Annotated in this window: 26 protein-coding genes; 9 read left to right on the forward strand and 17 right to left on the reverse strand. The window is 71.3% G+C overall.

Translation table 11 applies throughout. The features are described from left to right. Positions 1 to 20: 20 nt before the first annotated feature. The 3 genes from ACFWYS_RS22625 to ACFWYS_RS22635 are packed head-to-tail and all read left to right on the forward strand — an operon-like array spanning position 21 to position 3,303. Positions 21 to 965 (forward strand): ABC transporter permease, encoded by a 945-nt coding sequence (locus ACFWYS_RS22625; protein WP_384772078.1) that lies wholly within the window; start codon positions 21 to 23, stop codon positions 963 to 965. Continuing rightward, positions 962 to 1,756: an ABC transporter permease gene (locus ACFWYS_RS22630; RefSeq protein WP_384771754.1), complete on the forward strand. Its 795-nt coding sequence runs from the start codon at positions 962 to 964 to the stop codon at positions 1,754 to 1,756. Before ACFWYS_RS22625 ends, ACFWYS_RS22630 begins: the two co-directional genes overlap by 4 nt. Then, positions 1,753 to 3,303 (forward strand): ABC transporter ATP-binding protein, encoded by a 1,551-nt coding sequence (locus ACFWYS_RS22635; RefSeq protein WP_384771757.1) that lies wholly within the window; start codon positions 1,753 to 1,755, stop codon positions 3,301 to 3,303. Before ACFWYS_RS22630 ends, ACFWYS_RS22635 begins: the two co-directional genes overlap by 4 nt. Before the next feature lie 82 nt (positions 3,304 to 3,385). On the opposite strand, the gene ACFWYS_RS22640 is transcribed toward ACFWYS_RS22635, so the two are convergent. The 4 genes from ACFWYS_RS22640 to ACFWYS_RS22655 all read right to left on the reverse strand — a co-directional run bounded on the left by ACFWYS_RS22640 (position 3,386) and on the right by ACFWYS_RS22655 (position 7,068). Continuing rightward, entirely contained in the window at positions 3,386 to 4,093 is a 708-nt protein-coding gene (locus tag ACFWYS_RS22640) for a DUF2470 domain-containing protein (protein WP_384771760.1), read from the reverse strand. Positions 4,094 to 4,245: 152 nt separating this feature from the next. Next, complete coding sequence (locus tag ACFWYS_RS22645) at positions 4,246 to 4,998, reverse strand: FAD:protein FMN transferase (RefSeq protein ID WP_384771762.1); 753 nt, start codon at positions 4,996 to 4,998, stop codon at positions 4,246 to 4,248. Between the two features lie 2 nt (positions 4,999 to 5,000). Beyond that, a complete protein-coding gene (locus tag ACFWYS_RS22650) occupies positions 5,001 to 5,711 on the reverse strand; it encodes an FMN-binding protein (protein ID WP_384771765.1) in 711 nt (236 codons plus the stop codon). Positions 5,712 to 5,730: 19 nt separating this feature from the next. Then, complete coding sequence (locus ACFWYS_RS22655; RefSeq protein ID WP_384771767.1) at positions 5,731 to 7,068, reverse strand: ferric reductase-like transmembrane domain-containing protein; 1,338 nt, start codon at positions 7,066 to 7,068, stop codon at positions 5,731 to 5,733. Between the two features lie 151 nt (positions 7,069 to 7,219). Here ACFWYS_RS22655 and ACFWYS_RS22660 point away from each other — a divergent pair, with 151 nt between their 5' ends. From ACFWYS_RS22660 to ACFWYS_RS22680, 5 genes are all read left to right on the forward strand, one after another. Beyond that, positions 7,220 to 7,918, forward strand: a complete 699-nt coding sequence (locus ACFWYS_RS22660; protein ID WP_384771770.1) for a response regulator transcription factor — start codon at positions 7,220 to 7,222, stop codon at positions 7,916 to 7,918. Further along, positions 7,915 to 9,369 carry an ATP-binding protein gene (locus tag ACFWYS_RS22665; protein WP_384771772.1) on the forward strand — a complete coding sequence of 485 codons (1,455 nt, stop codon included), beginning with the start codon at positions 7,915 to 7,917 and terminating at the stop codon, positions 9,367 to 9,369. The genes ACFWYS_RS22660 and ACFWYS_RS22665 overlap by 4 nt, the downstream gene beginning before the upstream one ends. Before the next feature lie 153 nt (positions 9,370 to 9,522). Beyond that, positions 9,523 to 10,701 carry an ABC transporter ATP-binding protein gene (locus ACFWYS_RS22670; protein ID WP_384771775.1) on the forward strand — a complete coding sequence of 393 codons (1,179 nt, stop codon included), beginning with the start codon at positions 9,523 to 9,525 and terminating at the stop codon, positions 10,699 to 10,701. After that, a complete protein-coding gene (locus ACFWYS_RS22675) occupies positions 10,698 to 11,384 on the forward strand; it encodes an ABC transporter permease (RefSeq protein WP_384771778.1) in 687 nt (228 codons plus the stop codon). Before ACFWYS_RS22670 ends, ACFWYS_RS22675 begins: the two co-directional genes overlap by 4 nt. Next, on the forward strand, positions 11,381 to 12,049 hold the full coding sequence (locus ACFWYS_RS22680) for an ABC transporter permease (RefSeq protein ID WP_384771780.1): 669 nt from the start codon (positions 11,381 to 11,383) through the stop codon (positions 12,047 to 12,049). The genes ACFWYS_RS22675 and ACFWYS_RS22680 overlap by 4 nt, the downstream gene beginning before the upstream one ends. Here ACFWYS_RS22680 and ACFWYS_RS22685 read toward each other — a convergent pair. Genes ACFWYS_RS22685 through ACFWYS_RS22705 form a run of 5 tightly spaced genes read right to left on the reverse strand, consistent with a single transcriptional unit; the run spans position 12,046 to position 16,527 of the window. Next, entirely contained in the window at positions 12,046 to 12,462 is a 417-nt protein-coding gene (locus tag ACFWYS_RS22685; protein ID WP_384772081.1) for a RidA family protein, read from the reverse strand. The genes ACFWYS_RS22680 and ACFWYS_RS22685 overlap by 4 nt on opposite strands. A 46-nt stretch (positions 12,463 to 12,508) precedes the next feature. Next, entirely contained in the window at positions 12,509 to 13,084 is a 576-nt protein-coding gene (locus ACFWYS_RS22690; protein ID WP_384771783.1) for an ATP/GTP-binding protein, read from the reverse strand. Next, positions 13,071 to 13,496 (reverse strand): DUF742 domain-containing protein, encoded by a 426-nt coding sequence (locus tag ACFWYS_RS22695; RefSeq protein ID WP_384771786.1) that lies wholly within the window; start codon positions 13,494 to 13,496, stop codon positions 13,071 to 13,073. Before ACFWYS_RS22695 ends, ACFWYS_RS22690 begins: the two co-directional genes overlap by 14 nt. A 38-nt stretch (positions 13,497 to 13,534) precedes the next feature. Beyond that, the gene (locus ACFWYS_RS22700) at positions 13,535 to 14,011 is read right to left on the reverse strand and encodes a roadblock/LC7 domain-containing protein (RefSeq protein ID WP_384771788.1); all 477 of its coding nucleotides are present in this window, start codon (positions 14,009 to 14,011) and stop codon (positions 13,535 to 13,537) included. Further along, a complete protein-coding gene (locus ACFWYS_RS22705) occupies positions 14,008 to 16,527 on the reverse strand; it encodes an ATP-binding protein (RefSeq protein ID WP_384771791.1) in 2,520 nt (839 codons plus the stop codon). Before ACFWYS_RS22705 ends, ACFWYS_RS22700 begins: the two co-directional genes overlap by 4 nt. Before the next feature lie 306 nt (positions 16,528 to 16,833). Between ACFWYS_RS22705 and ACFWYS_RS22710 the strand changes: the two genes are divergently transcribed. Then, positions 16,834 to 17,787, forward strand: a complete 954-nt coding sequence (locus ACFWYS_RS22710; protein WP_384771794.1) for an ABC transporter substrate-binding protein — start codon at positions 16,834 to 16,836, stop codon at positions 17,785 to 17,787. 69 nt (positions 17,788 to 17,856) lie between these two features. On the opposite strand, the gene ACFWYS_RS22715 is transcribed toward ACFWYS_RS22710, so the two are convergent. From ACFWYS_RS22715 to ACFWYS_RS22750, 8 genes are all read right to left on the reverse strand, one after another. Further along, the gene (locus ACFWYS_RS22715) at positions 17,857 to 19,236 is read right to left on the reverse strand and encodes a glycoside hydrolase family 43 protein (RefSeq protein ID WP_384771797.1); all 1,380 of its coding nucleotides are present in this window, start codon (positions 19,234 to 19,236) and stop codon (positions 17,857 to 17,859) included. A gap of 172 nt (positions 19,237 to 19,408) precedes the next feature. Then, complete coding sequence (locus ACFWYS_RS22720) at positions 19,409 to 19,996, reverse strand: ATP/GTP-binding protein (protein ID WP_384771800.1); 588 nt, start codon at positions 19,994 to 19,996, stop codon at positions 19,409 to 19,411. Further along, on the reverse strand, positions 19,983 to 20,363 hold the full coding sequence (locus ACFWYS_RS22725) for a DUF742 domain-containing protein (protein ID WP_384771803.1): 381 nt from the start codon (positions 20,361 to 20,363) through the stop codon (positions 19,983 to 19,985). Before ACFWYS_RS22725 ends, ACFWYS_RS22720 begins: the two co-directional genes overlap by 14 nt. Then, the gene (locus ACFWYS_RS22730) at positions 20,344 to 20,763 is read right to left on the reverse strand and encodes a roadblock/LC7 domain-containing protein (protein WP_384771805.1); all 420 of its coding nucleotides are present in this window, start codon (positions 20,761 to 20,763) and stop codon (positions 20,344 to 20,346) included. Before ACFWYS_RS22730 ends, ACFWYS_RS22725 begins: the two co-directional genes overlap by 20 nt. Before the next feature lie 11 nt (positions 20,764 to 20,774). Beyond that, on the reverse strand, positions 20,775 to 23,321 hold the full coding sequence (locus ACFWYS_RS22735; protein ID WP_384771808.1) for a nitrate- and nitrite sensing domain-containing protein: 2,547 nt from the start codon (positions 23,319 to 23,321) through the stop codon (positions 20,775 to 20,777). Between the two features lie 263 nt (positions 23,322 to 23,584). Further along, the gene (locus ACFWYS_RS22740; RefSeq protein WP_384771811.1) at positions 23,585 to 24,580 is read right to left on the reverse strand and encodes a substrate-binding domain-containing protein; all 996 of its coding nucleotides are present in this window, start codon (positions 24,578 to 24,580) and stop codon (positions 23,585 to 23,587) included. 325 nt (positions 24,581 to 24,905) lie between these two features. Further along, on the reverse strand, positions 24,906 to 25,316 hold the full coding sequence (locus tag ACFWYS_RS22745) for a DUF6114 domain-containing protein (protein WP_384771814.1): 411 nt from the start codon (positions 25,314 to 25,316) through the stop codon (positions 24,906 to 24,908). Then, entirely contained in the window at positions 25,316 to 25,984 is a 669-nt protein-coding gene (locus ACFWYS_RS22750) for a DUF6230 family protein (protein WP_384771816.1), read from the reverse strand. Before ACFWYS_RS22750 ends, ACFWYS_RS22745 begins: the two co-directional genes overlap by 1 nt. Positions 25,985 to 26,479: the final 495 nt, after the last annotated feature.

Consider the following 26,479-nt stretch of genomic DNA (forward strand, 5'->3'; position numbering starts at 1 on the left):
CACGGCGCGGCACCACGAGTATGCGCTCCTTCGCCGTCCGGCGCCTGCTCCTCGGCGTCGCGCAAACGATGGCCGTCGTCCTACTTGTCTTCGCCCTCACCGAGGCCCTCCCAGGCGACGCCGCAGTCGCCCTGGCCGGCGACCAGCCGGACCCCGCCCGAATCGCCGCGATCCGCGAGACGATGCACCTGGACCGCCCCGCGTACGAGCGACTCACCGACTGGGCCACGGGCCTGCTGCACGGCGACCTCGGCACCTCCCTGACCTCAGGCCGCCCGGTCACCCAGTACATCGCCGACGCCTTCGGACCGACCCTGATCCTGGCCGCCCTCACCCTGGCGCTCCTCATCCCCCTCGGCTTCGGCCTGGGTGTGCTCGCCGCCCGCCACGAGGGACGCCCCGTCGACCGGCTGGTCAGCTCGGTGACGCTGGCCGTGTACGCGGTCCCGGAGTTCGCCCTCGGGATCCTGCTGGTGACCCTGTTCGCGCTGAAGCTGGCCTGGCTGCCGCCGACCGCCCTCGGCTACGGCACCGACCTGCTCGCCCATCCGGCCGCCCTGGTCCTGCCGGTGCTGGTCCTGCTGTCCCGCCCGGTGTGCTCCCTGTCCCGCCTGGTGCGAGCCGGCATGGTCGACGCCCTCGCCTCCCCCTACGCCGCCCACGCCCGCCGCTACGGCATCCCCGGCGCCCGCGTCCGCTATGCCCACGCCCTGCCGAACGCCCTCGCCCCGGCCGTGCAGCAACTCGCCCGCACCGTCGACTGGTTGCTCTGCGGAGTGATCGTGGTGGAGGCCCTCTTCGTGATCCCGGGACTGGGCACGGTCCTGCTCAACGCCGTGGCCGAACGTGACGTACCGGTGGTGCAGGGGCTGGCCGTGGTGTTCGGTGTGCTGACGGTCCTGCTCAACCTCGGCGCCGACCTGGTCGCCCACCGGCTCACACCCCGCGCGGGGGTGGCCGCGTGACGACGTATCGCCGTTTCGCGCTCGGCCTCGCCGTGATCGCCGTCCCCCTCGTACTCGCTCTGCTCGGACCGCTGTTCACCGGTGACCACGGCCCCCGCGCCATCTCCTTCACCCTCGGCGGCGACCACTGGCTCGGCACCGACTTCGTGGGCCGCGACGTGTGGCGTCAGGTCCTGCTGGGCGGCCGGACGGTCGTACTCACCGCCCTGGCCGCCACCGCGCTCGCGTACCTCGTCGCCGTGCCGGTCGCGCTCGTCAGTGCCCTCACCCGCCTCCGCCCGCTGGAGGAGCTGCTGATGCGGCCGCTGGACGTGCTGCTCGCCGTGCCGTCGCTGCTGCTCATCCTGCTCGTGGCGGCCGTGTTCTCGCCGGGCGCCGCCGGGCTCGCGCTGCTGGTGGCGCTGGTGAACGTGCCCGACGCGGCCCGGATCGTGCGGGCGGCGGCGGGGGAGGCGGCCGCACGCCCCGCCGTCGAGGCGTTGCGCATGCAGGGGGAGAGCTGGTGGCGGATCGCTGTCGGCTATGTCGGACGGTCGACGCTGCGCACCCTCGCCGCCGACGCCGGCATCCGGCTGACCGGCGTGCTCTACCTGGTGTCGACGGCCGCGTTCCTCGGCGTCGGCGTCGCGCCGGATGCCGCCGACTGGGCGGTCATGGTCGACCGCAACCGCACCGGACTGTTCGTGCAGCCCTGGGCCGTGGTCGTGCCCGCGCTGCTGATCGTGGCGCTGACGATGGGCACCAACCTGCTCTTCGACGCGGCGCTGGAGAAGAAGGGAAGGCGCCGATGAGGGCCGCGACACCTCTCGTGGAGATCCGCGCCCTGCGCGTCGAGATCGGCGGCCGGGCGATCGTCGACGGGGTCGATGTGCGGGTGCTGCCCGGGAGGGTGACCGCCCTGGTCGGCGCCTCCGGCAGCGGAAAGACCACCACCGGCCTCGCGTTGCTGGACGAGTACCCGCCCGGCGCCCGGGTGACGGGCGAGGTCCGGCGGTCCGGCGACGGCCCGGTGGGCTACGTCCCGCAGCACCCCGCCGCCGTCCTCAACCCGGCCCGCCGCGTCGGCGCGCTCCTGCACGACATCGCCCGCCGACAGGTCCGCCACCTGCCTCGCCCCGAACGCCGCACCGCGGCCCGCGCCCTGGTCCTGCGAGCCCTCGCCGATGCCCAACTACCGGACGCCGAAGCCCTGTTGCGCCGTCACCCGCACCAGCTCTCCGGCGGCCAGCAACAGCGCATCGTCCTCGCCCAGGCCCTGCTGCTCGGCGCCCGCGTCATCGTCGCCGACGAACCCACCACCGGCCAGGACGCGTTGACCAAGAGCCGGGTCGTCGAGCAGCTGGCGGCGGTGGCGGCCCGCGGCATCGCGCTCGTGCTGCTCAGCCATGACCTGGACGTCGTACGCGCCCTCGCCGACGAGGTGCTCGTCCTGCGCGCGGGCCGGGTCGTGGAGTCGGGCCCGGTGGAGCGGCTGTGGTCGGCACCCCGGCATGAGTGGACCCGGCGCCTGCTGGACGAACAGCGTGCGGTCCGGCAGGGCGGAACGACAGTGACTTCCCGCTCAGGGCAACCCGTCCTGGAAATACGGGACTTGACCGCCGTACACGACCGTCGGACCCCTGTCCTGCACGCCCCGCACCTCACACTCCACCCCGGGGAATGCCTGGCCGTCGTCGGCCGCTCCGGCAGCGGCAAGACGACCCTCGCCCGCTGCCTCGCGGGCCTGCACCGCGACCACGACGGCGAGATCCTGCTCGACGGCACACCGCTGCCGCGCAGCCTGCGTCACCGCAGCCGTGCCCAACTCGCCGCCGTGCAGTACGTCTTCCAGGACGCCCGCGCCGCCTTCGACGAGCACCGGCCCGTCCTGGACCAGGTGGCCCGTACGGCGGTGCGGCTGCGCGGCGCCGGCGAACGGGCCGCGACGGACGAGGCGTCGGCCACCCTGGACCGCCTCGGCCTGTCGGCGGAACAGGCCCGGCGCCGCCCCGGCGAACTCTCCGGCGGCGAACTCCAGCGCGCCGCCCTCGCCCGCGCCCTGCTCGCCCGCCCCAGGGTGCTGATCTGCGACGAGGTCACCTCCGGCCTGGACACGGTCACCCGGCGCGGCATCCTCGACGTCCTCGCCGGCCTGGTCGGCGAGGGCGAGGACCTGTCCCTGGTCCTCATCACCCACGACCTGGACACCGCACGCCTGGCCCACCGCATCGCCGTACTCGACGCGGGGGAACTGGTCGAGCAGGGGTCGGCGCGGCGGGTCCTGACGGAGCCTCGGCACCCGTTCACGATCTCCCTGATGGAGACGACGGGGCGGTTGGAGGCGGGGACCCGGACATGAGCCGGCCTCCGGGCGGACTCGCTGAGGAGACAGACGGGAATGCCTCGGCGAGTGGCCCGGAGGCCGGCGGTACGGGGCCTGCCTACGACCTGGTCGGCAGCCGTCGGCGGCGCGGCCGGGCGTTGGCCTCGGCGAGCAGGAGGTGGATCTGGCGCACCGCGTCTCCCGGATGGGTGGCCGGGGTCGCGAAGGGCAGACGGGCGTCCTCGTGGTCGTCCGCCGTCTCCACCCGCAGCACCAGACCGTGCCGGTCGAGCCGCAGCGGCCGTACGCCGGACGCGCCGAGCCGGCTGCGGGCCGGGAGCAGGCGGGCGAGCGGGGCGACGGTGTCGGCGTGTGCCGCGTTCAGCCGGGCCAGCATCTCCGCCTCGTGGGTGGCCAGCGGGTCGGGGGAGGCGAGGGTCAGTTCGTCGAGGCCGACGACGGTCGTCCCGTCCTCCTCCGTGAGCACGGCCCGCGCCGGATTGAACACCAGGGCTTTCGGTCCGAGGGCGGAGAGCCAGCCGCCCAGGGTCAGCCGGGCGCGCACCCGTTCGCGTACGGCGACGGGGGCGATGTCGGTGAACTCCACCAGGGCGGCCAGGTCGCCGTGGGGTGCCATGGCGAGTTCGGCGGCGAGGTGCGCGTCCGGCGGGTTCTGCAGCAGCAGCCGTGCGGCGGCGTCCACGGTGTGCAGGCCGATCAGCTCGACGCGATGGCCGTGCGTGGTGACGGTCAGTGAGTCGGCGGCCGAGAGCACCGAGCGGGCACGCTCGGCGGGCGTCGGCTCAGGGCAGGCGGCAGCAGACATGGGAACCTTTCGGCTTAGGTAAGCCTAACCTTATCTCCTGTTCCTCTACTGCACCAACCACCGACGCGCCGACGACCGGAAAAACGTCTGACCGAGGGGCGGTGCCGCAGCCCCTCGGTCAGTGTGCCGAACTCGTCTGACACGCCCCGCGGTTACGCCGCCCGCTCCTCCGCCCGTTCCTCCGTCCGAGCCACCGGGAAGCCCTCCGTACGGAGGACCCGCCGTTCGGCGTCCACCGCGAACACCTCGCAGCCCTCCCGCGCGGCGGCCCACTCCACGCCCTCCGCGCCCATCGCGAACGCGGCGGTCGCCACCGTGTCCGCCACGGTGAGGGAGGACGCCACCACCGTGAGGGACAGCAGACCCGTCGCCGGACGCCCGGTGCGGCCGTCGATGATGTGGTCGCCGCGCTCGTAGCGGGCGGACGTCGCGATCGCCCGGTCGGTGAGTCCGGCCACCGTGCACACCTTGTCGGCCTGCTCGGGATGCCGTACCCCCACCCGCCAGGGCCCGCCGGAGGCGACCACGTCACCACCGGCGTTCAGGACGAACCGCCGCGCGCCCGCCGCCCTCAGCAGCTCGGCCGCCCGCTGCACGGACCAGCCCTTCACCACCGCGCACGGATCGAGGCCACGCCCGGGCAGCCGTACGTCGAAGGCGCCGCCCGTGGCGAGCCGGTACTCCTCGCACAGGTCCAGCACCTGGGCGAGGTCCGCGCTGATCCCGGCCCGCGCGATCTCGCCCCGGTCCAGGCGGCACACCTCGCTGTCCGCCTTGAACGGGCTGAACCGGGCGTCGACCTCGCGCAGCCACGCGAACACGGCGTCGGCCGCCTCCTCGCCGACGTGCTCGTCGTCCACCCGCAGCGAGACCGGGAACCCCATGACGTGTTCGACTCGGTGCATGATCAGCCCTTCGCGTCGATCGCGGCCTGGAGGGATTCCCGGTAGCCGTCGCTGGTGATCGTGGCGCCGGAGACGGTGTCGATGTCGGCGCTCTGGGCGTCCAGGGTCTCGGCGATCAGCTTCGGGACGGCTGCCGTGGTCTGGGGGTGGTTGGGCTGCTGGAGCATCTTCACCGACGCGATCTTGTCGCCCTCGAAGGTCACCTGGACCTGGACCGGACCCTTGTCGGTGTTCACGGTCGAGCCGTCGACCGTCCGCGCCTGCGCCGCGGCGGACTCCGAGGGTGAGGCGGCGGACGAGGACGCCGACTCCGCGTTCGCGTCGATGGCGGCCTGGAGGGATTCCCGGTAGCCGTCGCTGGTGATGGTGGCGCCGGAGACGGTGTCGATGTCGGCGCTCTGGGCGTCCAGCGTTTCGGCGATCAGCTTCGGGACGGCTGCCGTGGTCTGGGGGTGGTTGGGCTGCTGGAGCATCTTCACAGCCGTGATCTTGTCGCCCTGGAAGGTCGCCTGGACCTGCACGGGGCCCTTGTCGGTCTGCACGGTCGAGCCCTTCACGACCGTGTTCCCCGAACCGGCCGCCGCCGAGGACGCCGCGGAGGGCGTCGAAGCCGGTGCCGCGGTCTCCGTCGTCGTGCCGAGGGACGGCTCGTAGCGCCAGACCGGGATCAGGCCCGCGATGCTCAGGACCAGGACAGGTATTGCTCGCTTCACGATGTGTTCCTTGTCCCTCTCAGCCGGCCAGGCTGAAACGCTCGAAGTGGACCTGCTGCTTCGGCACGCCCAGCTCGCGCAGGCTGCCGATCACCGCGTTCATCATGGGCGGCGGTCCGCACAGGAACACGTCCCGGTCGGTGATGTCCGGCACCAGCCGCGTCAGCTCGGCCGGGGCCAGCCTGTCCGGCGTGGCCGGGCCGGTGACCAGGTGCAGCTCGGCGCCCTTGGCGTGGGCGAGCTCCACCAGCTCGTGGTACAGCACCGCGTCCCGGTCCGAGGCCACCCGGTAGATCACGACCGCGTGCCCGTGCAGCTCCTCCAGCAGCGCCCGGATCGGGGTCACACCGACGCCGCCGGCGATCAGCACCGCCTCCGGCCGGGTGCGGTGCAGCGCGGTGAAGGCGCCGTACGGGCCCTCGGCGAAGACCCGCGTGCCGACCTTCAGATGCCTGAGGGCCGCCGAACCGTCACCGGCCGCCTTCGCGGTGAGCCGCAGCCGGTTGCCGTCGGGCGCGGCCGACAGGGAGAAGGGGTTGGCCTGCCACCAGCGGTCCTTCGTCAGGAACCGCCACAGGAAGAACTGGCCGGCCCGGGCGGGCAGCCTGTCCAGGTCACGGCCGGTGATGTAGATCGAGACCACGTTGTCGGACTCGGGGACGACGGCCGAGACCCGGAACTGATGGCGCCAGTTCCGCCACAGCGGCAGCACAAGGCGGCCGACCAGGACGGCACCGAGCGCGACGCCCCACACCCCGTACCAGTACGCCGTGGCGGCGGAGGACGACGTGAAGGACGTACCGACCGCGACCTGGTGCGTGAACGCCAGCACCACCGCGACGTACGTGTACAGATGGATGAAGTGCCACGTCTCGTACGCCAGCCGACGCCGCGCGAACCGGGCCGACACCACGCCGATCACGATGATGATCCCCAGCGCGACGACCGCCCGCAGCACGCCCTCGACCGTCTCGGCGAGGTCGACCAGCTGGTTCACCGGGTCCAGCGAGGAGGACTCGGCGTAGCCGAACGTGATGAACACGGCGTGCGCGAGCAGGACCCACAGGACGCTGAAGCCGGTCCAGCGGTGCCAGGACGTCAGCCGGTCCATGCCGATCCGGCGGTCCAGCCAGGGCAGCCGGGCCACCAGCAGCAGCTGGAGCGCCATCAGCAGTGCGCCGGACAGTCCGGTGAGACGGCCGAGCACGATGAGCGTGTTCGAGGCGAAACCGGCGGCGAAGAAGAAGTACAGCACCACGGCCACGTTCGCGGCCAGCACGGCGTACAGGCCCGTGCGGGCCACCACCCTGGGGCGTATCGCCGTGGGGGGCGCAGGGGGCGATTGGACGGTCGTCACGGCGACAGCTCCTTGATCTCGTCTGTGGATACCGAGCTTGTCCGGAAAGACCTGTCGAAAAGCTGTCTTTGTTCTTTCAAGTGTTTATCGATGTGCCGACGACCGCCTCCCGGCCTGCGAGGACCGCCACCCGGTGCCGCACTATGGGCGGGTGGAGAAAGTACGCCTGCTGGTCGTGGACGACGACCCGCCCATCGCCGACCTCGTCGCGACGGTCGCCCGCTACGAGGGCTGGGAGGCGGTCACCGCGAACTCCGGCGAGGAGGCGCTGCGGCTGGCCGCGGAGTTCCACCCGGACATCGTGGTGCTGGACCTGATGCTGCCCGACGTCGACGGCTTCGGCGTCCTGGACCGGCTGCGCGCCGCCGGTGCGATGGTGCCCGTGGTGTTCCTGACCGCCCGCGACGGGGTCGCCGACCGGGTGGCCGGGCTGACCCGGGGCGGCGACGACTACCTGGTCAAACCGTTCGCGGTGGAGGAGCTGATGGCCCGGCTGCGCACCGTGCTGCGCCGCAGCGCCGGGCCCGGCTTCCAGCGTTCCGTCCTTCGGGTGGCGGACCTGACCATGGACGAGGACACCCGAGAGGTGCGCCGCGGCGACCGGCTGCTCACGCTCACGCCGACCGAGTACGAGGTGCTGCGCTATCTGATGCGCAAGTCACCGACCGTGCTCACCAAGGCGCAGATCCTCGACCATGTGTGGGAGTACGGCTTCGGCGGCCGCTCCAACGTCGTCGAGCTGGTCGTCAGCCGGCTGCGCCGCAAGCTCGACGAGTCCGACGACGGCGGGGGGCCGCTGATCCACACCGTGCGCGGCTTCGGGTACGTCATCCGGCAGGCGGCCGAGTGATCGGGCGGCTGCGCCGGGCGTATCGCGGAATGCGGCTCGGCACCCGGCTGGCGCTGGGCCTCGGGGTGCTGTCGCTGGTGGTGTTCGGCGTCGTCGGCACGGCCCTGACGACCTACATGCGGGACTACCTGTCGGCCCAGCTCGACACCCAGCTGGCGCAGGGCCAGGTCGCCCAGTCCAAGTCCATCGCGGACTACGGCACGCTCTCCGGCAAGAAGTACTACAGCTGGTACTACGCCGTGTACGACGTCTCGGACGGCGAGCCCGTGCTGCGCAGGCCGGAGGACCCGGCCGACATCCCGGCGGACGTCGACGACTTCACCTCCCTGGCCCGCGCGCAGACCGCCGCGAGCACGGAGGTCCTGCGCACCGAGCACCTCCGGGGCAAGGGCGAGTACCGGCTGCGCGCCTGCGAGGTGGAGCCCGGAGTGGTGCTGGTCAGTGCCGCGCCCATGGGTGACATCGAGGACACCGTGGGCCAGCTGATCACCATCCAGGCCGTCACCTTCGGACTGGCGCTGCTCGCCCTCGTCGTCCTCGGACGGGGCATGCTGCGGCGCGGCCTGCAACCGCTGAGCGACATGGCGCACACCGCCCACGACATCACCTCGCACAACCTGACCGACTCGGCCCGGCTGCCGGTGCGGCACCCCCGGCGCGGCGGCGGGCCCGAGGTCGAGGAGCTGCGCACCGCGTTCAACACGATGCTGGAGCACATCGACGACTCCCTCGCGGTGCGCGCGGAGGCGGAACAGCGACTGCGCCGCTTCGTGGCGGACGCCTCGCACGAGCTGCGCACCCCGCTGATGTCGGTGCGCGGCTACGCCGACCTCTTCCAGTACGCCGCGGCCAACGCCCCCGAGGAGCGGGACAGGCACCTCGCCCGGCTGCGCGCCGAGGCCGCCCGTATGGGTTTCCTCCTGGACGACCTGCTGCTCCTCGCCCGCCTCGACGCCGCCGAGGTCGAGACGCCGCTGCGCCCGAGCCAGGCCGACCTGGTGGAACTGGTCGACCAGGCGGCGGACGCGTTCCGCGTCACCCACGCCGACCACCCGCTGACGGTGACCCCCGGCCCCGCCTCCCTGACCCTGCGCCTGGACCCCCAGCGCATCCGCCAGGTCCTGGACAACCTCCTCACCAACGCGGCGGTGCACACCCCGGTGGGCACACCGGTGTCCGTGTCGCTCTCCATGACACCCGGCGCGGCCCGCATCCGGATCGCCGACGCCGGCCCCGGCATCCCGCCCGCCGACCGGGAACGCGTCTTCGACCGCTTCTACCGCGTCGACAAGGCTCGCAGCCGGGATCGGGGCGGCAGCGGGTTGGGACTGGCGGTCGCGGAGTCCCTGGTCCGGGCGCACGGCGGACGGATCGACCTGACCAGTGAGCCGGGAGCGACGGTGTTCACGGTGACGATTCCGCTGGCGGTGGAGCGGGGCCGGGAGCCCTGACCCGGGTCGCGACCTCGGAGTTCGTGCTGCCTGGCCGTTCTTCTGATCACGGCAAAGGTGCCGCAACACAAGCGGTCTAGACTCGGGCCTCAACGGCCCGGGCCCGTGGTCGAAGCGGGCGAAATCTGCCAAACCCGAAGGGTATTCGGCGTTTTGATACGGATAGATTCAGTCACCAAGCGGTACCCGGACGGCACGGTGGCGGTCGACCGGCTGTCGCTGGAGATACCCGACCGCTCGATCACCGTTCTCGTGGGGCCGTCGGGCTGTGGGAAGACGACGACGCTGCGGATGATCAACCGGATGGTCGAGCCCAGTGAGGGCGCCATCCTGCTCGACGGTGTGGACATCGCACAGCAGCCCGTGAACACGCTGCGCCGGTCCATGGGTTACGTCATCCAGAACGCCGGTCTCTTCCAGCACCGCACGATCCTCGACAACATCGCGACCGTGCCCCGTCTGCTCGGCTGGGGCAAGGAGAAGTCGCGGGCGCGGGCGCGGGAGTTGATGGAGCGGGTGGGGCTCGACGGGGCGCTCGCCAAGCGGTATCCGTACCAGTTGTCCGGGGGGCAGCAGCAGCGCGTCGGTGTGGCGCGGGCGCTCGCCGCGGATCCGCCGGTGCTGCTGATGGACGAGCCGTTCTCGGCCGTGGACCCCGTGGTGCGCAAGGGGCTGCAGGACGAACTCCTCAGGATCCAGGAGGAGTTGGGCAAGACCATCGTCTTCGTGACCCATGACATCGACGAGGCCGTCAAGCTCGGCACGATGGTCGCCGTGATGCGCACCGGCGGGCATCTCGCCCAGTTCGCCCCGCCCGCCGAGCTGCTGACGCATCCCGCCGACGCGTTCGTGGAGGACTTCCTCGGCGCCGACCGCGGCATCCGGCGGCTGTCCTTCTTCCCCTCGGCCGGCCTGGAGCTGCTGACCGAGCCGGTCGTCGCCGTCGACGCCACCGCCGAGCAGATCGCCGCCGCCGGTGCGGGCGAGGCACCGTATCTCCTCGTCACCGACCCGGACGGCAAGCCCCTCGGCTGGAGCGAGCCGCAGGACCTCACCGCCGGGGAGATCGCGACGGACCGACTGCTGCCGCACGGGCGGCCGTTCGCCGCCGGTACGGACTCGCTGCGGGCCGCCCTCGACTGTGCCGTGCTCTCGCCCACCGGATGGGCCGTCGCCGTGGACGCCGACGGGCGGGCCGCCGGGGTCGTCTCCCAGCTCACCATCGGCGAGGCCATCCGCGGGGCGCACGCGCAGCGGAGCGCGGACGGCGACGCACAGGACGGTGACGTACCGGACGACGACGTCCCCGACGTCGAGAAGGTCGCGCCATGAACGACCTCCTCCGTATGCCCAGCGACCTGCAGAACAGCTACTTCGGACTCGTCGCCCTGCATCTGCGTGAAGCCCTGATCCCGGTGCTGGCCGGACTGCTCGTGGCCCTGCCCGTCGCCCAGCTGTGCGTGCGGCTGCGCTGGCTGTACCCGCCCGTGCTGTGGGCGACGACCGTGCTGTACGCGATTCCGTCCCTCGCGTTCTTCGTCATCCTCATCGACTACACCGGTCTGAGCGAGCTCACGGTGATGATCCCGCTGGCCGTGTACAGCCTGGTGGTGCTGGTCCCGGCCATCGTCGACGGCGTGCGGTCGGTGCCGCAGGAGACCCTGGCCGCCGCCACCGCCATGGGCTTCGGGCCCGTACGGCGTTATCTGCAGGTGCAGTTGCCGATCGCGGCGCCCGCGATCATCGCCGGACTGCGGGTGGCGTCCGTGTCGAGCATCTCCCTGGTCAGCGTCGGCATGCTGATCGGCAACGCGGGGGCTCTCGGCAACCTCCTCAACAGCGGCATGATCTACCACCAGCCGCGTCTGGTGTGGCTCTCGGTGGTCGGCACGGCCGTCCTCGCCCTGCTCGTGGACGCCGCGCTGATCGGCCTCCGTGTGCTGCTGACGCCCTGGATGCCACGCGGCACCCGCAAGAACGCGCGCACGCTCGCCGTCAAGGAGGCCGCCCGGTGAACGTCCTCAACTTCATCAACGCCTTCTTCAGCGACAGCGGCCACTGGCAGGGCTACGACGGCATCCCGACGCGGGTCGCCGAACACATCCAGTACACGCTGACGGCGCTCGCCATCGCCGCCGCGATCGGCCTGCCGGTCGGCCTGCTCACCGGCCACACCGGGCGCGGCGGCAACACGCTCGCCCTCATCGCCACCGCCGGCCGGGCGCTGCCCAGCTTCGGCCTGATGGTGCTGATGTTCATCCTGCTCGGCCTGGGCATGGCTCCCGTGATGATCCCGCTGGTCGTGCTCGCCGTCCCGCCGATCCTGGTCACCACCTACGAGGCGATGCGCTCCGTCGACCCCGCCCCGGTGGACGCCGCCCGCGGCATGGGCATGGCCGAGACCGGCGTCCTGTTCCGGGTCGAACTGCCCGTCGCCCTCCCGCTGATCCTCAGCGGCCTGCGCTCCGCGGCCATCCAGATCGTCTCGACGGCCACCATCGCCGCCTACGTCAGCTTCGGCGGCCTCGGTCGCTACATCATCGACGGCCTCTACCAGCGCAACTACGAGAAGGTCGTCGGCGGCGCCACCCTGGTCGCCGCCCTGGCCCTCACCACCCTCGCGCTGTTCTGGGCACTGGGACGGCTCGCCGTGTCGGCGGGGGTGCGCAGGCGCAGCTAGCCGCGCGGAGAGCGCCGTACGGCCACGGCCTCGACCTCGAAGAGCATGCCGGGCAGCGCCAGCGAGGCGACGCCGCTCAGGGTCTGGGCGGGCAGGCGGTCGCCGAAGCGGGCGTGCAGGGCCTTGCCCAGGGTCTCCAACTTGGCGGTGTCGTGGTCGACGATGAACGTGCCGAGGCGGACCACCTGTTCGTAGCCCAGGCCGACGCCCTCCAGCGCCGCCCGCAGCCGGTCGAAGGCCAGCTCCACCTGCGCCGCGAAGTCACCGGGTACGGGGGCGCCGTCCGCGTCGGAGGCGTACTGGCCGGCGATGAAGACGAGTTCGCCGGGCGCCGAGACGGCGTGGCTGTAGCCGAACGGCGTCGGGTCGTGCAGCGTGGACGGATTGGTGATCGTGCGGTCGTCGAAGCTCATGACGGACACCAACTGCGCGGCGGGCGCGGGCATTCCGCGCTCGCCCTCACGCCTCCGTGCGCGCCAGGGCCAGTTCCAGTACGACCAGCAGCGCGTCCCGTACCGAGCCGCGCTCGCGGGCGTCGAAGACGACGACCGGGACGCCGTCGCCGACGTCGAGTGCCCAGCGGATCTCCTCCAGGGTGTGCTCGACCTTGCCGTCGAAGGCGTTGGCGGCGACCGCGAAGGGGATGCCCTTGTGCTCGAAGTAGTCGACGGCGGCGTAGCAGTCGTCGAGACGGCGGGTGTCGACGATGACAAGGCCGCCGACCGCGCCCTCGACGATGTCGTCCCACATGAACCCGAACCGCTGCTGGCCGGGCGTACCGAACAGGTACAGCTTCAGCGTGGGGTCGATGGTGAGGCAGCCGAAGTCCATCGCCACCGTGGTCGTCGTCTTGCGCGGGGTGTGCGTGAGGTCGTCCACGCCCGCCGCGACCTCCGTGATGGCGGCCTCGGTGGTCAGCGGCTCGATCTCGGATATCGAGCCGACCGTGGTGGTCTTGCCCACGCCGAAGCCGCCCGATATCACCATCTTCACCGGCAGCGGCGGTCGTACGGTGGCCGGTTCAGTCGGTGTCACTGAGTACCCCTCGTGAGTCGGGGACGGCGCGCAGGCCGTCGATGACCCTGCGCAGGACGGATGCGTCATGGACGGCGTCGGAGTCGGGCACGTGCACCGTCAGCTGCCCGGCGGCGCGCAGGTCCTCGGCGAGGACGCGCACCACGTTGAGGTGCAGCCGCAGCCGGGCCGCGATCTCCGCGATGGACTGCGGCAGCCGGCACACGGCGACGATGTCGTGCTGCTCGAAGCGCAGCCGGTCGAGCGCGTCGAGCCCCTCGGCGGTGGCCACCACCTGGGTCTCCACGGGCATCGACGGGCCGTCGGCGCCGTCCGCCACCCGGCCGGCGGTGAGCAGGAACGGCCGCACGGCGGAGGCGGGGCCGACCGGGTCCGGGCCGCTAGGGTCCGGCGGTGGGGTGCCGTCCGCCATGGGGTCGTCCGTTTCTCCTCGGTCTGGTGCCGGCCCGGTCAGCGGGCCGACGCGGCGCCGACGCTGTTCTTCAGCTCCAGCACGAGCTGCGGGCTGAGGGCGGCGCCGACCCGGTTGGCGAACACCGTCATCTCGTAGGCGATGTTGCCCAGCTTGGCCTCCTTGTCGGTGACCACGCCGAGCACGGCGCCGCTGCCGATCGCGGAGACCAGGACATGGCCGCCCTCCAGGTCGATGATGACCTTGTTGAGGCCGCCCAGGCCGTAGTTGCCGGAGGCGCCGGCGGCCAGGCTGGTGATGCCGGAGACGATCGCGGCGAGCCGCTCGGAGTCGGCGTGCTCGCGCACTTCGGACACGGCGATGAGGAGTCCGTCGGACGAGACGGCGATGGCGTCCACGACGCCGGCGGTCTCCGTCGCGAAGCGCTTCAGCAGCCAGGTGAAGTCGGCTGCGGCGGCCTGCAGTTCGGCCGGGGTGGGGCCTCCCGCCGGGGTGCCACCTGTCGACGTGCTCACTGCTCCGCTCCTTCCGGGGGGTCGTTCTGGTCGTGCACGTGCACATGGGGGGTTGGGGGTGTGGCTGAGGGTGTGGCTGGGGCGGAGTGTTCTCCGGTGTCCCTTCGAACGCTGCCCTTTCGATCGCCGCCGCTTCGGCTGTCGCGGTGCGCGCGTTCCACGGCGGCCTCGAACTCCTCGATCGCGGCCCGCACGGCCTCCGCGTCCACGGTCCGCACCGACTCGGGCAGCGTCGCCTGCCGCTCGGGGGCCGCGCCGTTCGCCTGGAGGGTCGCACCGCGGACCCGGCGACGCAGGGGGCGGGTGCCGGCGGGGGACTCGGGGGCGACCGGTGTCTCGTCCTGGGCGACCGCCCGCTGGGAGACCCGGCGGGGGAGCGGCCGCAGTCCGTCGTCGCCCGCGTCGCCGCCGGCGTCGTCGTCCGCCGCCCGTACGGCGGCGGCTCCCGGCACGGCGGCCGACGGACGGGGGCCGGGCACCGGGACCGACGGTGTCTTCGCGGCGGGCACCGCCTCGGCCACCGTGGCCACCGCGGCCAGCGCCGCCATGGCCGTGGCGCCGGTCGTGCTCCCCGTCACCAGCCGCGACGACGGCACCGTCACCTCGGCCGTCACACCGCCGCCCGGCGTACGCGACAGCGTGACCGTGATCTCCCAGCGGCGGGCCAGCGTGCCGACCACGAACAGGCCCAGGACCTTCGTCGGTACGAGGTCCAGTCGCTCGCGGCGGATCAGCCGGGCGTTCTCCTCGTCGAGGCGCTCGGGGCTCATGCCCAGGCCGTGGTCGGCGACCACGATCACCGCGTCGTCGTGCTCGCCGTTCGCCACCGTCACCTCGACGGGGCTGCCCTCCGGCGAGAACGACACGGCGTTCTCCAGGAGTTCGGCCACCATCAGCGTGAGGTCGCCGATGACCTCCGGCTCCACCATGGCCTCGGTCCGCGCCCGCAGCTCCACCCGCTGATAGCCCTCGATCTGGCCGAGCGAGGCGCGTACGAGGTTGGTGAGTGCGGTGGGACCGGCGTCCAGGTCGGCCTCGTGTATGCCGGCGAGCAGCATCAGACTGTCGGCGTTGCGGCGCAGCCGGACCGCGATGTGGTCGATGGAGTACAGGCGCTCCAGGAGCGCGGGGTCGGTCTCGCCCCGCTCCACCGCGTCGATCAGCGCCAGCTGGCGCGTCGTCAGGTTGCTGACCCGGCGGCCCACGTTGCCGAACATCTCCGCGACGTTGCGCCGGCTGAGCACCTGCCGCTCCAGCAGGGCCGCCGCCATCGTCTGCACCTGGTTGAACGTCTCGGCGAGCTCACCGATCTCGTCGCGCGCCGTCACCGGCATCTCGCGCAGCCGCGGCGGACCGTCGTCCTCGGCGTCGTCGTCGGCCACCCGGGCCAGCTCGCGCTCGGCGACCTCGGCGACCTGCCGCGCGGCATCCGTGACCGCCTGCACCGGGCGGAGCACGGAACGGCGGACCAGCATCGCGAGGACCAGCCAGACGGCGAAGGCGAGCAGGGCGAGGCCCAGCAGCAGGACCGCGCGCAGCGCCGCCTCCTCGGAGGCGTGGTCCGCCCGGTCGGCGATCTGGCCGATCAGGGACGTGGTGATCGCCAGCCGTGTCCTGGCCTGGTCGCGATAGGCGGGGTAGGAGTCGAGCGCCTCATCGAGCGACCTGCGGACCTCGGCCGGCGATTCGGCCTGCACCGCGCCGGGGTCGATCTGCAGCTCGGCGAACTGCCGGCTGATGATGCTCTGGGCGGCGGTGTACCGGATCCCGGAGAGCTGCGCGGCCTGCGACTCGGTGGCGAACCGGGCGAAGCGGTCGGCCTGGTGGGTGTACTCGTCGTAGGAGCCGATCGCGCCGATGAACTCGATGAGCGCGTTGGAGTCACCGGTCGACGCCGAGAACACGCCGGTCTCGAAGGCGCTGTGCGCGGCGCCCGCGCGCAGCAGTGAGTCGAGCAGGCTGCCGGTGAAGGTGGTCGCGAGATCGGGGTTGCGGTCCAGCCCCAGGCCGTCGATCAGGCCCTGTGCGCTGTGGGTGTACGCGGGGTCGATGTTCTCGGCGGCCAGGTACTGCTGCTCGACCGTGTCGCGCAGGCTGCTCATGCCCTCGACCGCCCGCAGCGCCTGTGCCTCGCTCTCCGGCAGCCGGTCCCCGAAGGCGTCGCGGACCCGCTCGACCTGGGCGTTCACCAGGGACTGCGCTGTGCGGTAGGCGGCGGACGAGGGCGCGTCACGCTGGGCGGTCTCATGCCGTACGGAGAGCAGGACGGCCTGCTGGTGCTCGGCCGCCAGCCGGTCGACGAGGGTGGCGACCTCGACGCTCTGCCGGACCAGCCGGGCGGCGTCGGCGGCGTTGCGCGACTGCGCGGTCTGGTCGGCGATGAGATAGGCGAGGAGTGCGGCGACCAGGGTGAGCGGCACGCCGACCAGCAGATTGAGCTTGCGCCGGAACGGCCAGCGGACGGCGAGGCCGCGCAGCCGACGCGGACGGGTTACGCCCGCCTGGTGACTGGCCACCCTGCCTCCTTCGTGGGCGTCACACGGCGCGCAGGGGTCTTGCGTGACCGCTGTTGCACGAATACGGACCGGCTTTTTCCGGGGGACAGTACCGCCCCTGAAGTGCCGTGACCGGAACTGTACGTCAAGAATCCGTTACTTCCCCCTGCACCCCAACCGTCCCGCCTTCACATCGGAGCGCAACTGCCCGTTACCTTCCGATTTTTGAGGCCAATCGGTGACCTGGCCGCTCTTGACTGACCAAGAACCGGCTGGCTTGGATCAATGAAAGAGCTCTCCCAACCCAATGAATCCGGAACGGGAATCGTGACTTTCACCGCCTCACGCAGCAGGTCCTTCAGGAACCATCCCGGCGCGGCCGCCGTCGCGCTCGCCGCCACCGCGGCGCTGCTGGCGGGATGTTCCTCCTCCGACAAGTCCGACCCGCTCGCCGAGGGCGAGGCGAGCGGCGACACGGTCGTCGTCGGCTCCAACAACTTCGCCGAGAGCATCCTGCTCGCCGACATCTACGGCGAGGCCCTCAAGGCCAAGGGCATCAAGGTCACCTACAAGCCCAACATCGGCAGCCGCGAGACCACCTACGGTCTGCTGAAGAACGGCTCCATCACGGTCCTGCCGGAGTACAACGGCTCGCTGCTGTCCTACCTCGACCCGAAGGCGAAGCAGGAGTCGGCCGAGACCGTGAACACGGCGGTGAAGGGCAAGCTGGACGCCAAGCTGACGCTGCTGGAGTCCTCGCCGGCCGAGAACAAGGACTCCGTCAGCATCAACGCCGAGACGGCGAAGAAGTACAAGCTGACCGCCGGGTCCAGCCTTGAGGACCTCAAGGACATCGCCCCGGACCTGGTGATCGGCGGCTCGCCCGAGTTCCAGACCCGGCAGCAGGGCCTGAAGGGCCTGGAGTCCGAGTACGGCCTGAAGTTCAAGTCCTTCAAGGCGCTGGACGCGGGCGGCCAGCTGACCCAGGCGGCGCTGACCAAGAACACCGTGCAGGCCGCGGACATCTTCACCACGGACCCGACCATCACCAAGGAGGGCTTCGTCGTCCTGAAGGACCCGAAGAACCTCTTCGGCTTCGCCAACGTGACCCCGCTCGTCTACAAGAGCGGCCTGTCCAAGGAGGGCGTCGAGGCGCTCGACGCGGTCTCGGCCAAGCTGGACACCAAGACGCTCCGCGACCTGGACTCCCAGGTCCAGCTGGGCAGCAAGGACCCGCTCGACGTGGCCAAGACCTGGCTGAAGTCGGCCGGCCTGAACTGACGTAACGCGAAGCGGGGCTGTGGCCGGTCGGCGCCGCCACAGCCCCGCTCACCGCTGTCCGGGGGCTGTTCAGTAGCCGACCTGGAAGGTGGCGTCCTGGCGCTCGGACGCCGTGGTGACCGGGTCTATGCGCAGGGCGAAGTCGGCATGCCTGATGTAGCGCGTCGGGTTGTTGTACGAGCGGAACGACGCCCAGGAGGAGTCGGCGAGCCCGGCGGTGCGGTGGAAGGTGGCGTCCGCGGCGAAGGTCGACGTGCCGTCGTTCGCGTCGAGGCGCAGGGCGTAGTTGTAGTGCCGCAGATACCGGGTCGGGTAGTTGACCGACTGGAACGAGACGGCGGAGGAGTCGGCGAGGCCCGGCACCAGCTTCCACTGGGAGTCGGGGAACGGGTCGAAGGGGTACTCGTCGATCCGGCCCGCGAAGCCGCTGTGCCGGACGTAACGCGCCGGGTAGTTGTACGACTTGAGCCGGTTCCAGGCCGGGGCGCCCCACTTGGCGATCAGGTTGTTGTACTCGGTCGACGTGATCGGGTGGATGCCGCAGTGCTTGGAGTTGAGCGGCTGGGTGTACAGCTTCTGGTCCAGTGCCGTCCAGGTGCCGGCGGCCAGGTTGCTCGTCTGCCAGACGTAGAAGACGCCGTTCGGCGTGTAGGTGTCTCCCCAGAGGTACCAGGTGTTGCCGGTCAGGGACTTGACCACCGTGGGGGCCTCGGTGCCGCCGTGGTTCACCGCCGTGCTGAACGGGGTGAAGCTGCCGGGGTTCAGGGTCGTCGAGCGGGCGCCGACCAGGGTGCCGTTCCGCTTGAAGTACAGGTAGTTGACGCCGTTCACGCCGACGGTGAGGTTGCCGTCGATGACGTCGTAGCCGGGGTCGAAGAAGACCTGGGGGCTGGTCGTCGTACGGAAGTCGGTGGTGTAGCTGACCATGATGACGTTGTGGCCGCTGCTGTTCACCGACGAGTAGAGGATGCCGTACTGGCCGCGTGCGGCGTCCCAGAAGGCCTCCGGCGCCCAGCTGTGCGTGCCCGTCATGTCATGCAGTTTCAGCAGCCGGTAGCCGGTGAAGGTGCGCAGGTCGGTGGAGTCCCAGACGTGGACGTAGACGCTGTTGCGGGTCCAGTCGGTGCCGCTCAGGTCGGTCGCGAGGACGACGAACGTGCCGTCCTGCTTGCGCAGCAGGAACGGGTCGCGCAGACCGCCGGCGCCGAGGGTGGGGGTGGCGACGGGGGCGTTCTGGTTGAGCGGCGTCCAGCGCAGACCGTCGGGGCTGACGGCCAGGTGGAGGTTGTAGTTCGCCTCCAGCATGGTGTTGGACTCGGTGAAGTAGACCATCGCGTAGGCCGAGTCGGCCGCGTGGGCGGTGCCCGCGCCGAGGGCCAGCGCGCCGGTCGCGGCCAGTGGAACCGTCGCGGCCATGCCGAGGAAGTGTCTGCGGGAGGGGTTCGTCATGCGGCTCTCCAGGGGTGGGGTGTGGGGGTGTGGGGAGTAGGAAGGGTCGATATCTCGAACGAGGTTCGGTGAATCGACCAGAACGTAGGAGAGTGCGGGGTTCGCGTCAATCACATGGTCGTCCTTGGCGGATTTCCGCCACTCGACCGGGCCGGCCCGAAGTCCCCGCGGCTCAGCTCGCCTTGCGGGCGTCGGCGATCAGCTGGTCGATCAGGGCGATCAGCACGTCCCGGCACGACTCGCGCTCCCGCGCGTCGCACAGCAGCACCCGTACATGCGCCGGGAGCGCCAGGGCGTCCCGGATCTCCTCGGCGGGGTAGGGGTGTTCGCCGTGGAAGCCGTTGACGCCCACGACGAAGGGGATGCCCCGGCGCTCGAAGAAGTCGATCGCCGCGAAGCTCGACTCCGGCCGCCGGACGTCCACCAGGACCACGGCACCGAGCGCGCCGATCGCCAGGTCGTTCCACATGAACCAGAACCGCTGCTGCCCGGGCGTACCGAACAGATACAGCACCAGCTCCCGGCTGATGGTGATCCGGCCGAAGTCCAGGGCCACCGTCGTGGACCGTTTCTGCTCGATGCCGTTGAGGTCGTCGATGCCCAGGCCCGCGACGGTCAGCGGCTCCTCGGTGCGCAGCGGGGCGATCTCGCTGACCGAGCCGACCATGGTGGTCTTGCCGACACCGAAGCCGCCGGCGATGAGGATCTTGACCGTGTCGGGCGGCGCGACCGCCTCCACGGTGGTGTCAGAGCCGGCCAAGGCCGTCCCTCACTTTCTGCAGCAGGTCCAGGTCCGGGGTGCGTGCGGTGACGGGGTGCGGCGGATGCACGGTGATCAGGCCCGCCTCCAGCAGATCGCAGAGCATGATGGTGACCACGCTGACCGGCAGGTCGAGATGGGCCGCGAGTTCCGCCACCGCGATCGGCCGCGCGCAGCGCCGCAGGATCCGCAGCTGCTCGGGCTGCGGACGCGGCGCCCGCTCGGGCGGCGGATCCACCGCCGTCACCGTCGTGATCAGCGTGAAGTCGCTGCGGCTGGGCCGGGTCCGGCCGCCGGTCAGCGTGAACGGACGGACCAGCCGACCCGCCGTATCGTCTCCGCTCACCTCACGCGCCAGGACCGACATGGGCCCGCGGTGCCGCCGAGAGGTGCTCGCCGATCTTCTTCACCAGCATGTTCATCTGGTACGCCACCACACCGACGTCGGCGCCCTGGTTGGTGAGCACGACGAGATGGGCGCCCGGACCGGCCGAGGTGAGGATCAGATAGCTGTTGGCCATCTCGATCAGCGCCTGGCGCACCGGGCCGCCCCGGAAGTCCATGCTGACGCCCTTGCTGAGGCTCATCAGGCCGGACGCGGTCGCCGCCAGCCGCTCGGCGTCGTCGCGCAGGAACCCGACGGACTTGCTGACCACCAGCCCGTCCTCGGAGAGGACGACGGCGTGGTTGACGTCGGCGACCCGCTCCACGAGTCCGGTGAGCAACTGGTCGAGCAGGGTGTCCGTGGCGGGGTTGGGGCGTGTCATGGCGATGTCCTTCATGAGCGGTCGGCGGACGGAGGGGAGGACGGGGGAGCGGCGGCCCGGGAAGAGGCGGCGGAGTCGGCCGCGGGCGGCTCGTCGCAGGCGGCGACGTCGTCATGGGCCCGGCGTGCGGCCGGGACCCGCTGATCCACGGCCTCGGACGCGTCCGGCGCGTCGTCACCGCTGTCGTCGCGGGCCTGGAGTGTGGCGCGCTGGAACCGGGCGAGGGCGGACGGGCCCTGCTGGTCGGCGGTGTCGAGCGCGTCCGGAGCCTCGTCGCCGCTGTCGTCGCGGGCCTGGAGCGTGCCGCGCTGGAAGCAGGCGAGGGAGGAGGCGGCCTGTTCCGCGGTGAAGTCGTCGGTGCAGCCGTCCTCTTCGGCGGGCGTGGCCTCCTCGCGCAGTTCGGCGGCGAGGCTGGTCTGCGGTACGCGGCGCGGAAGCGGGGAGAGGCCGTCGCGGCGCGCCGGGGGTGTGGGAGCCGCCGGGGTGGATGCGGTGCGGGCCGGGACCACGGGGCGGGAGTCCCGTACGGGCTCCTCCGGTTCGGCGGCGCCGACGTGCTCGACCTCCACCTCCGCCTCGCCGTCCTCCTGCCCCTGCCCCTGTCCCTGCTTCTGCTGCGGGGCAGGGACCTCCCGTACGACGACGTCGTGCGGTATCAGCACGATGGCCGTGGTGCCGCCGTACGGCGACGAGCGCAGGGTGACCGCGATGCCGTGCCGCTGGGCGAGCTGGGCGATCACGAACATGCCGAGCCGCAGGTCGTCGGCGAGCGCCACCACGTCGAACTGCGGCGGCTCGGCCAGCTGGGCGTTGAAGGAGTCGTAGTCCTCCTCGGACATGCCGAGGCCCCGGTCCTCGATCTCCACGGCCAGCCCCTTGGCCACCATCGCGGCCCGCACCCCGACCGGCGCGGGCGCGGGGGAGTACAGCGTGGCGTTCTCGATGAGCTCGGCCAGCAGATGGATGACGTCCGCCACCGCGGGCGGCGCGAGATGCACCTCCTCCTCGGTCTGCACCTCCACCCGCTGGTACTCGGCGACCTCGCCGACGGCGCTGCGCAGGATGTCGATCAGCGCGACCGGCTCGGCCCAGCTGCGCCCGGGCCGCGCGCCGCTGATGATGACGAGGTTCTCCTCGTAGCGGCGCAACTGGCTGGCGGTGGAGTCCAGTTCGTACAGTCCCTTGAGGACCTCGGGGTCCTGGTGCGCGCGCTCCAGCGCGTCCAGCTTGGTGAGCTGGAGGTTGACCAGGTTCTGGCTCTGCCGGGCGATGCCCAGGATGATCTTCTGGAAGCCGCGCCGGGTGTCGGCGAGTTCGACGGCGGTGTGCACGGCGGTGCGCTGCGCGGTGTTGAACGCCTTGGCCACCTGGCCGAGTTCGTCGCGGCCGTAGTCCAGCGGCGGGGTCGCCAGCTCCACGTCGACCGTCTCGCCCCGCTCCAGCCGGGCCACCACGTCCGGCAGCCGCTCGTGGGCGAGGCTCAGGGTTGCCTCGCGCAGGCCGCGCAGCCGGCGGGACAGCGAGCGGGTGATCCGCCAGGACATCCCGACGCACAGCAGCAGACCGGCCAGCCCGCCCGCGCTCAGGAAGGCGGCCTTGAGCAGCAGATCGCGCGCGTTGTCCGCACTGCGCTGCAGCAGTCCGGACGTCTGCTGCCGGATCAGCACCGAGTACTGGTCGGAGACGTCGATCAGCGCGGCCCGCCACTGCTTCTGCATGTCCGGGATCGCGATGTCCCCGTGGTCACTGGCCGACGCCCGGGCCGCGAGCACCCGGTCCTCGATGGACTCCAGGGCCCGCCACTGCGAACCGCGCAGGATCCGCTCGGTGTCCGCCTTCGCGCTCCCGGTGAGCGAGGGGACGATCTGGTCCCCGACGAGCCAGCGCCGGGTGTTCACCATCTCGGCGAACTCGGTCCACGTCTTGTCGTCCATCTTCCCCGCGGGCCCGGCCAGCGTCAGCAGCGCGTCCTCCCGGGACACCAGCTCCGCCGCGTGCTCCAGCGAGACCAGCGGACCGGCCTGCGAGGTGAGATCGCCGTCGTCGACCTGGGAGAGCTCCTGGAAGGCGTGGATCTGGTCGTCGATGATCGACGTGTACTGGCCGAGCGCCTGAGCGGCCTTGATGTCGGTGGGGTTGTCGACCTGTCCCCGGTAGTACTCCAGGCTCCCCGCCGACGCGAGGACCGAGTACAGCCGGTCCTTGACCCGGGACGGCGCCTGCTGGATCTCGTCCGACTGCCCGAGCAGCTTCGCGACCGCCTTGTCCGTCTTACCGCGCTGCTCGTCCAGCGCGGCGCGGGCCTCCTCCCGGCGCGACGCCAGCCATACGGCCGAGTAGCTGCGCTCCTGCTGCAGCGCCAGCGTGGCCTCGGTGCCCATGGCCCCGGTCGACCTGCTCAGCTCGGTCTGCGAGCGCAGCCGCAGCCCCTCCGAGAACATCTGGATCGTCGTCACGCTCCAGACGGCGGCCAGCGTGATGCCGGGCACCAGCGCCAGGAGGATCAGGGAGAGACGTATGGAGCCGAGGCGGCGCCGGGGGCCTGTCCGTGGAGACATTGTCTTCCTAGGGCGATCAGCGGAGGGCGGGGGCGGTCAGCGCGGAGGGGACGGGGAGCAGCGTGGAGGGGATGGGGGCGCGCGGAAACGGGTGGGGGTGGGGGATGAGCGGGTGGGGGGAACGGTGCGGGAGGTGGACGAGCGCCAGGGGTGGCGGCGTGTCCGGTACGTCACAGGGGGTCCGCAGGATGTTATCCGTACATGTGACCGTACGCGCCACACCTGGCCGAATCTTTGGTGACAGCGTGGGGCGAAGTGTCCGCTCAGCGGGTCCCATCGGCGGCCCACTTCGCGACCGCGGCGACATTCGCCTTGGTGACGAACGCGGGCCCGGTGAGGACGGGGGCCTCGCCACCGCCCAGGGTGTTGCCGTTGGTGCGGTAGAGCTGGAGCGAGTCCACCGCGAGATAGCCCTGCAGATAGGGCTGCTGGTCCACCGCGAACTGCACGTCCCCGGCCCGGACCGCCCGCACCAGGTCCTTGTTGAGATCGAAGGTCGCGACCCGGCATTTGGAGTGCGCCTCCTCGGCCGACTTCACCGCGGCCAGCGCGAACTGAGCGCCGTTCGTGACGACTTCGTCGATGCTCGGGTCCTGGGTGAGGCGGGTCGCGACGGAGTCGGTCACCGCGTCCATGTCGGTGCCGTCCACATAGAGGTTCTCGGTCTCGCCGCCGAACGCCTTCTTCACGCCCGCGCAGCGCGCCTCCAGGGCGACATTGCCGCGTTCGTGGATCACGCACAGCGCGTGCCTGGCCTTCAGCTCGTCGAGCTTGTCGCCCACGGCCCGGCCCGCGACGCTCTCGTCCTGGCCGAAGTAGCCGAGCAGTCCGGCGGACCGCCACTCGTCCATACCGGAGTTGAGGCCGACCACGGGTATGCCCGCTCTGCGGGCCTCGGCGACGGGACCGGTCATCGCCGACGGTTTGGCGAGGGTCACCGCGATGCCGTCGACCTTCTGCCGGATCGCGTCCCGCATCAACTCGGCCTGTCCCGCCGGGTCGGAGTCGCTCGCGTAGGTCACGTCGAGGCCGTCCTTGGCGGCCGCGGTCTGCGCACCCTTCTGCACCAGCTCCCAGAAGGCGTCCCCCTCGCCGCCGTGGGTGATGAGGGCGACCTTCGGCCGTGCGGTGCCCGCCGCGTCCGCGTCCGACGCGTCGTCGGCCCCGCCGCCGGCGGAGCAGCCGGCCAGCAGCAGACAGGCGGCGGACGCGAGAGCCGCGAAGCGAACGGGGACGGAGGAGGGGGGTGGGGTCTTCATGAGGGTGCGGCACCTCGCTGTGCGGCCGAGCCGGAGGAACGAACGAGAGTACGGCCGACGTGGGACGGGGAGGTCGCCGACCTGGTGAACTCTCGCTGTGGCGGAGCCAATCGCGTGTGACCATCGGTAGTCAAGTGTGCAACCACACCGCGTAAGTCGTTGCTGCCACATCGTGATGAACCGCTGGCCGGAGCGCGGCCCGACGCTCGGCCCGCCCAATTCGGTTGCGCCCGCAAAGCAGGCCAACTCGGTTTGCACGCCACCGCCCCGTACGTCTGCGCGACCGGCCCCCGCACACCCGCACTCGCCGAACAGGAACAACCCCCTACGGCGCCGTCGCCGCTTCCTTCCTCCGCTGTCGGCGACTGCGCCGGGGCTCCTGATCCGGCAGCCACCCGAACGCGAGACAACTCCCCACCGCACCCAGCAGCAACCCCACGAAGAACCCGCCCAGGTTCGATGTGAGCCAAGTCCCCAGAGTGATCAGAATCCCGGTGATCGAGTAGAAGAGCCGCTGCGCCGGGTTGAAAAGAACCAGCAGACCCAGCACCACCATCAGCGCCGGCAGCAGATACCCCGCCAGTCCCTGCATCCCGACATGCAGGACGACCTTCAGCGAGGCCTTCATCGTGAGCAGAATCCACGCCCCGCCCAGGGCGAGCGACAACCCGCCCCAGAACGGCCGGTCGGCCCGCCAGCGACGGAAGGCCGACCGGAATCCATCCACCCCGCTCATCAGCAACCCGAACTGCTGAAGCGAAGTTTCAGACCGGGCAGCTTGAAGACCCCGGCAGTCGTCGCGTAGTTGGTCTGCCGGAGATTCGCGATCCGCACGGTGTCGGCCTGCTGGCTGAAGACACCGATCGGCCCCTTGACCCCGGCCTTGGTCAACGTACTCGCGTCGTTGCCGATCTCGATGTTGTTGAACGCCGCGTCACCCGACAGCTCGGTCGAGTCGGTGGTCAGATCGGTCGCGGACACCTTCTCCGCCCCACCACCGGCGGTGATGAGCAGATTCGTACCGCCGAGGTCGACGCTCTGGCACAGCTTCGTGAGCGTCGCGTTCTTGATCGCGGACGTGACGACCAGCACCTGCCCGCCGGTGTCCCCCGCGTTGGGGCTGCCCGGCGCCATCTCGTCGAGGCCGCCGAACTGCTCGAACCCGGTGCCGTTGAGCTCGGTCGCGGTGACCGTGAAGGGCATGCCGGAGATGGCGAACTGCACGCCCAGCGCGCCCTCGGCGGTGAGGACCGCGAGCGCGCCGGCGACCAGGGTGGCCGGCACCGCCATCACGGCGGCCCGGCGGGCCCGGACCCGTCCGCGTCTCGCGGGGCCGACGGGGGTTTCGGACGCTTCGGGCGCGTCGGTCACGGAACCGCTTTCCGGGTTCTCGGACAAGGCCATAACTGCTCCCAGGTGCAGAGAAAGTGCGGGTAGGGCATCAGTGGCACGTTGTCCTGGCGCGGACAGCGCCCACGGCGTACGACTCCTCGCAACTCCCGGCGGATGCAAGGGCTTTCTCGTACTCCGCAGTAGCCAAGCCGGGAAGTTACCGGTGGTTACACTCAAGGGTCAAGGCGGTTGTGGAAAAAGGGTGTTGATTGTGCGTCACCTGTGACTCAAGGGCTTTCCGTGGTCCCGCACGGCACCCGTTGCCCCATCAACTCCCTTTCAACTGCTTGACGTTGACTGACCCTCAGGTCTACAACTTCCCCTGGCTCCCCCCTGGATCCGTGGCGCCGGATCCGCCGCCCGCGCGGCCTCCGCCCGCGTTCCCGGACTGATGTCCTTCACATTTCCGCGAGTTCACTCCTGGCGCCGTCACGGTCGCTTCCCCCCTCGGTCCGTGCCGGCCATCCCCCGCCGCTGCCGGTCCGTGACGTACGGAGAAGGCGTCAC

Source organism: Streptomyces sp. NPDC059010, assembly GCF_042740355.1.
Lineage (GTDB): Bacteria > Actinomycetota > Actinomycetes > Streptomycetales > Streptomycetaceae > Streptomyces.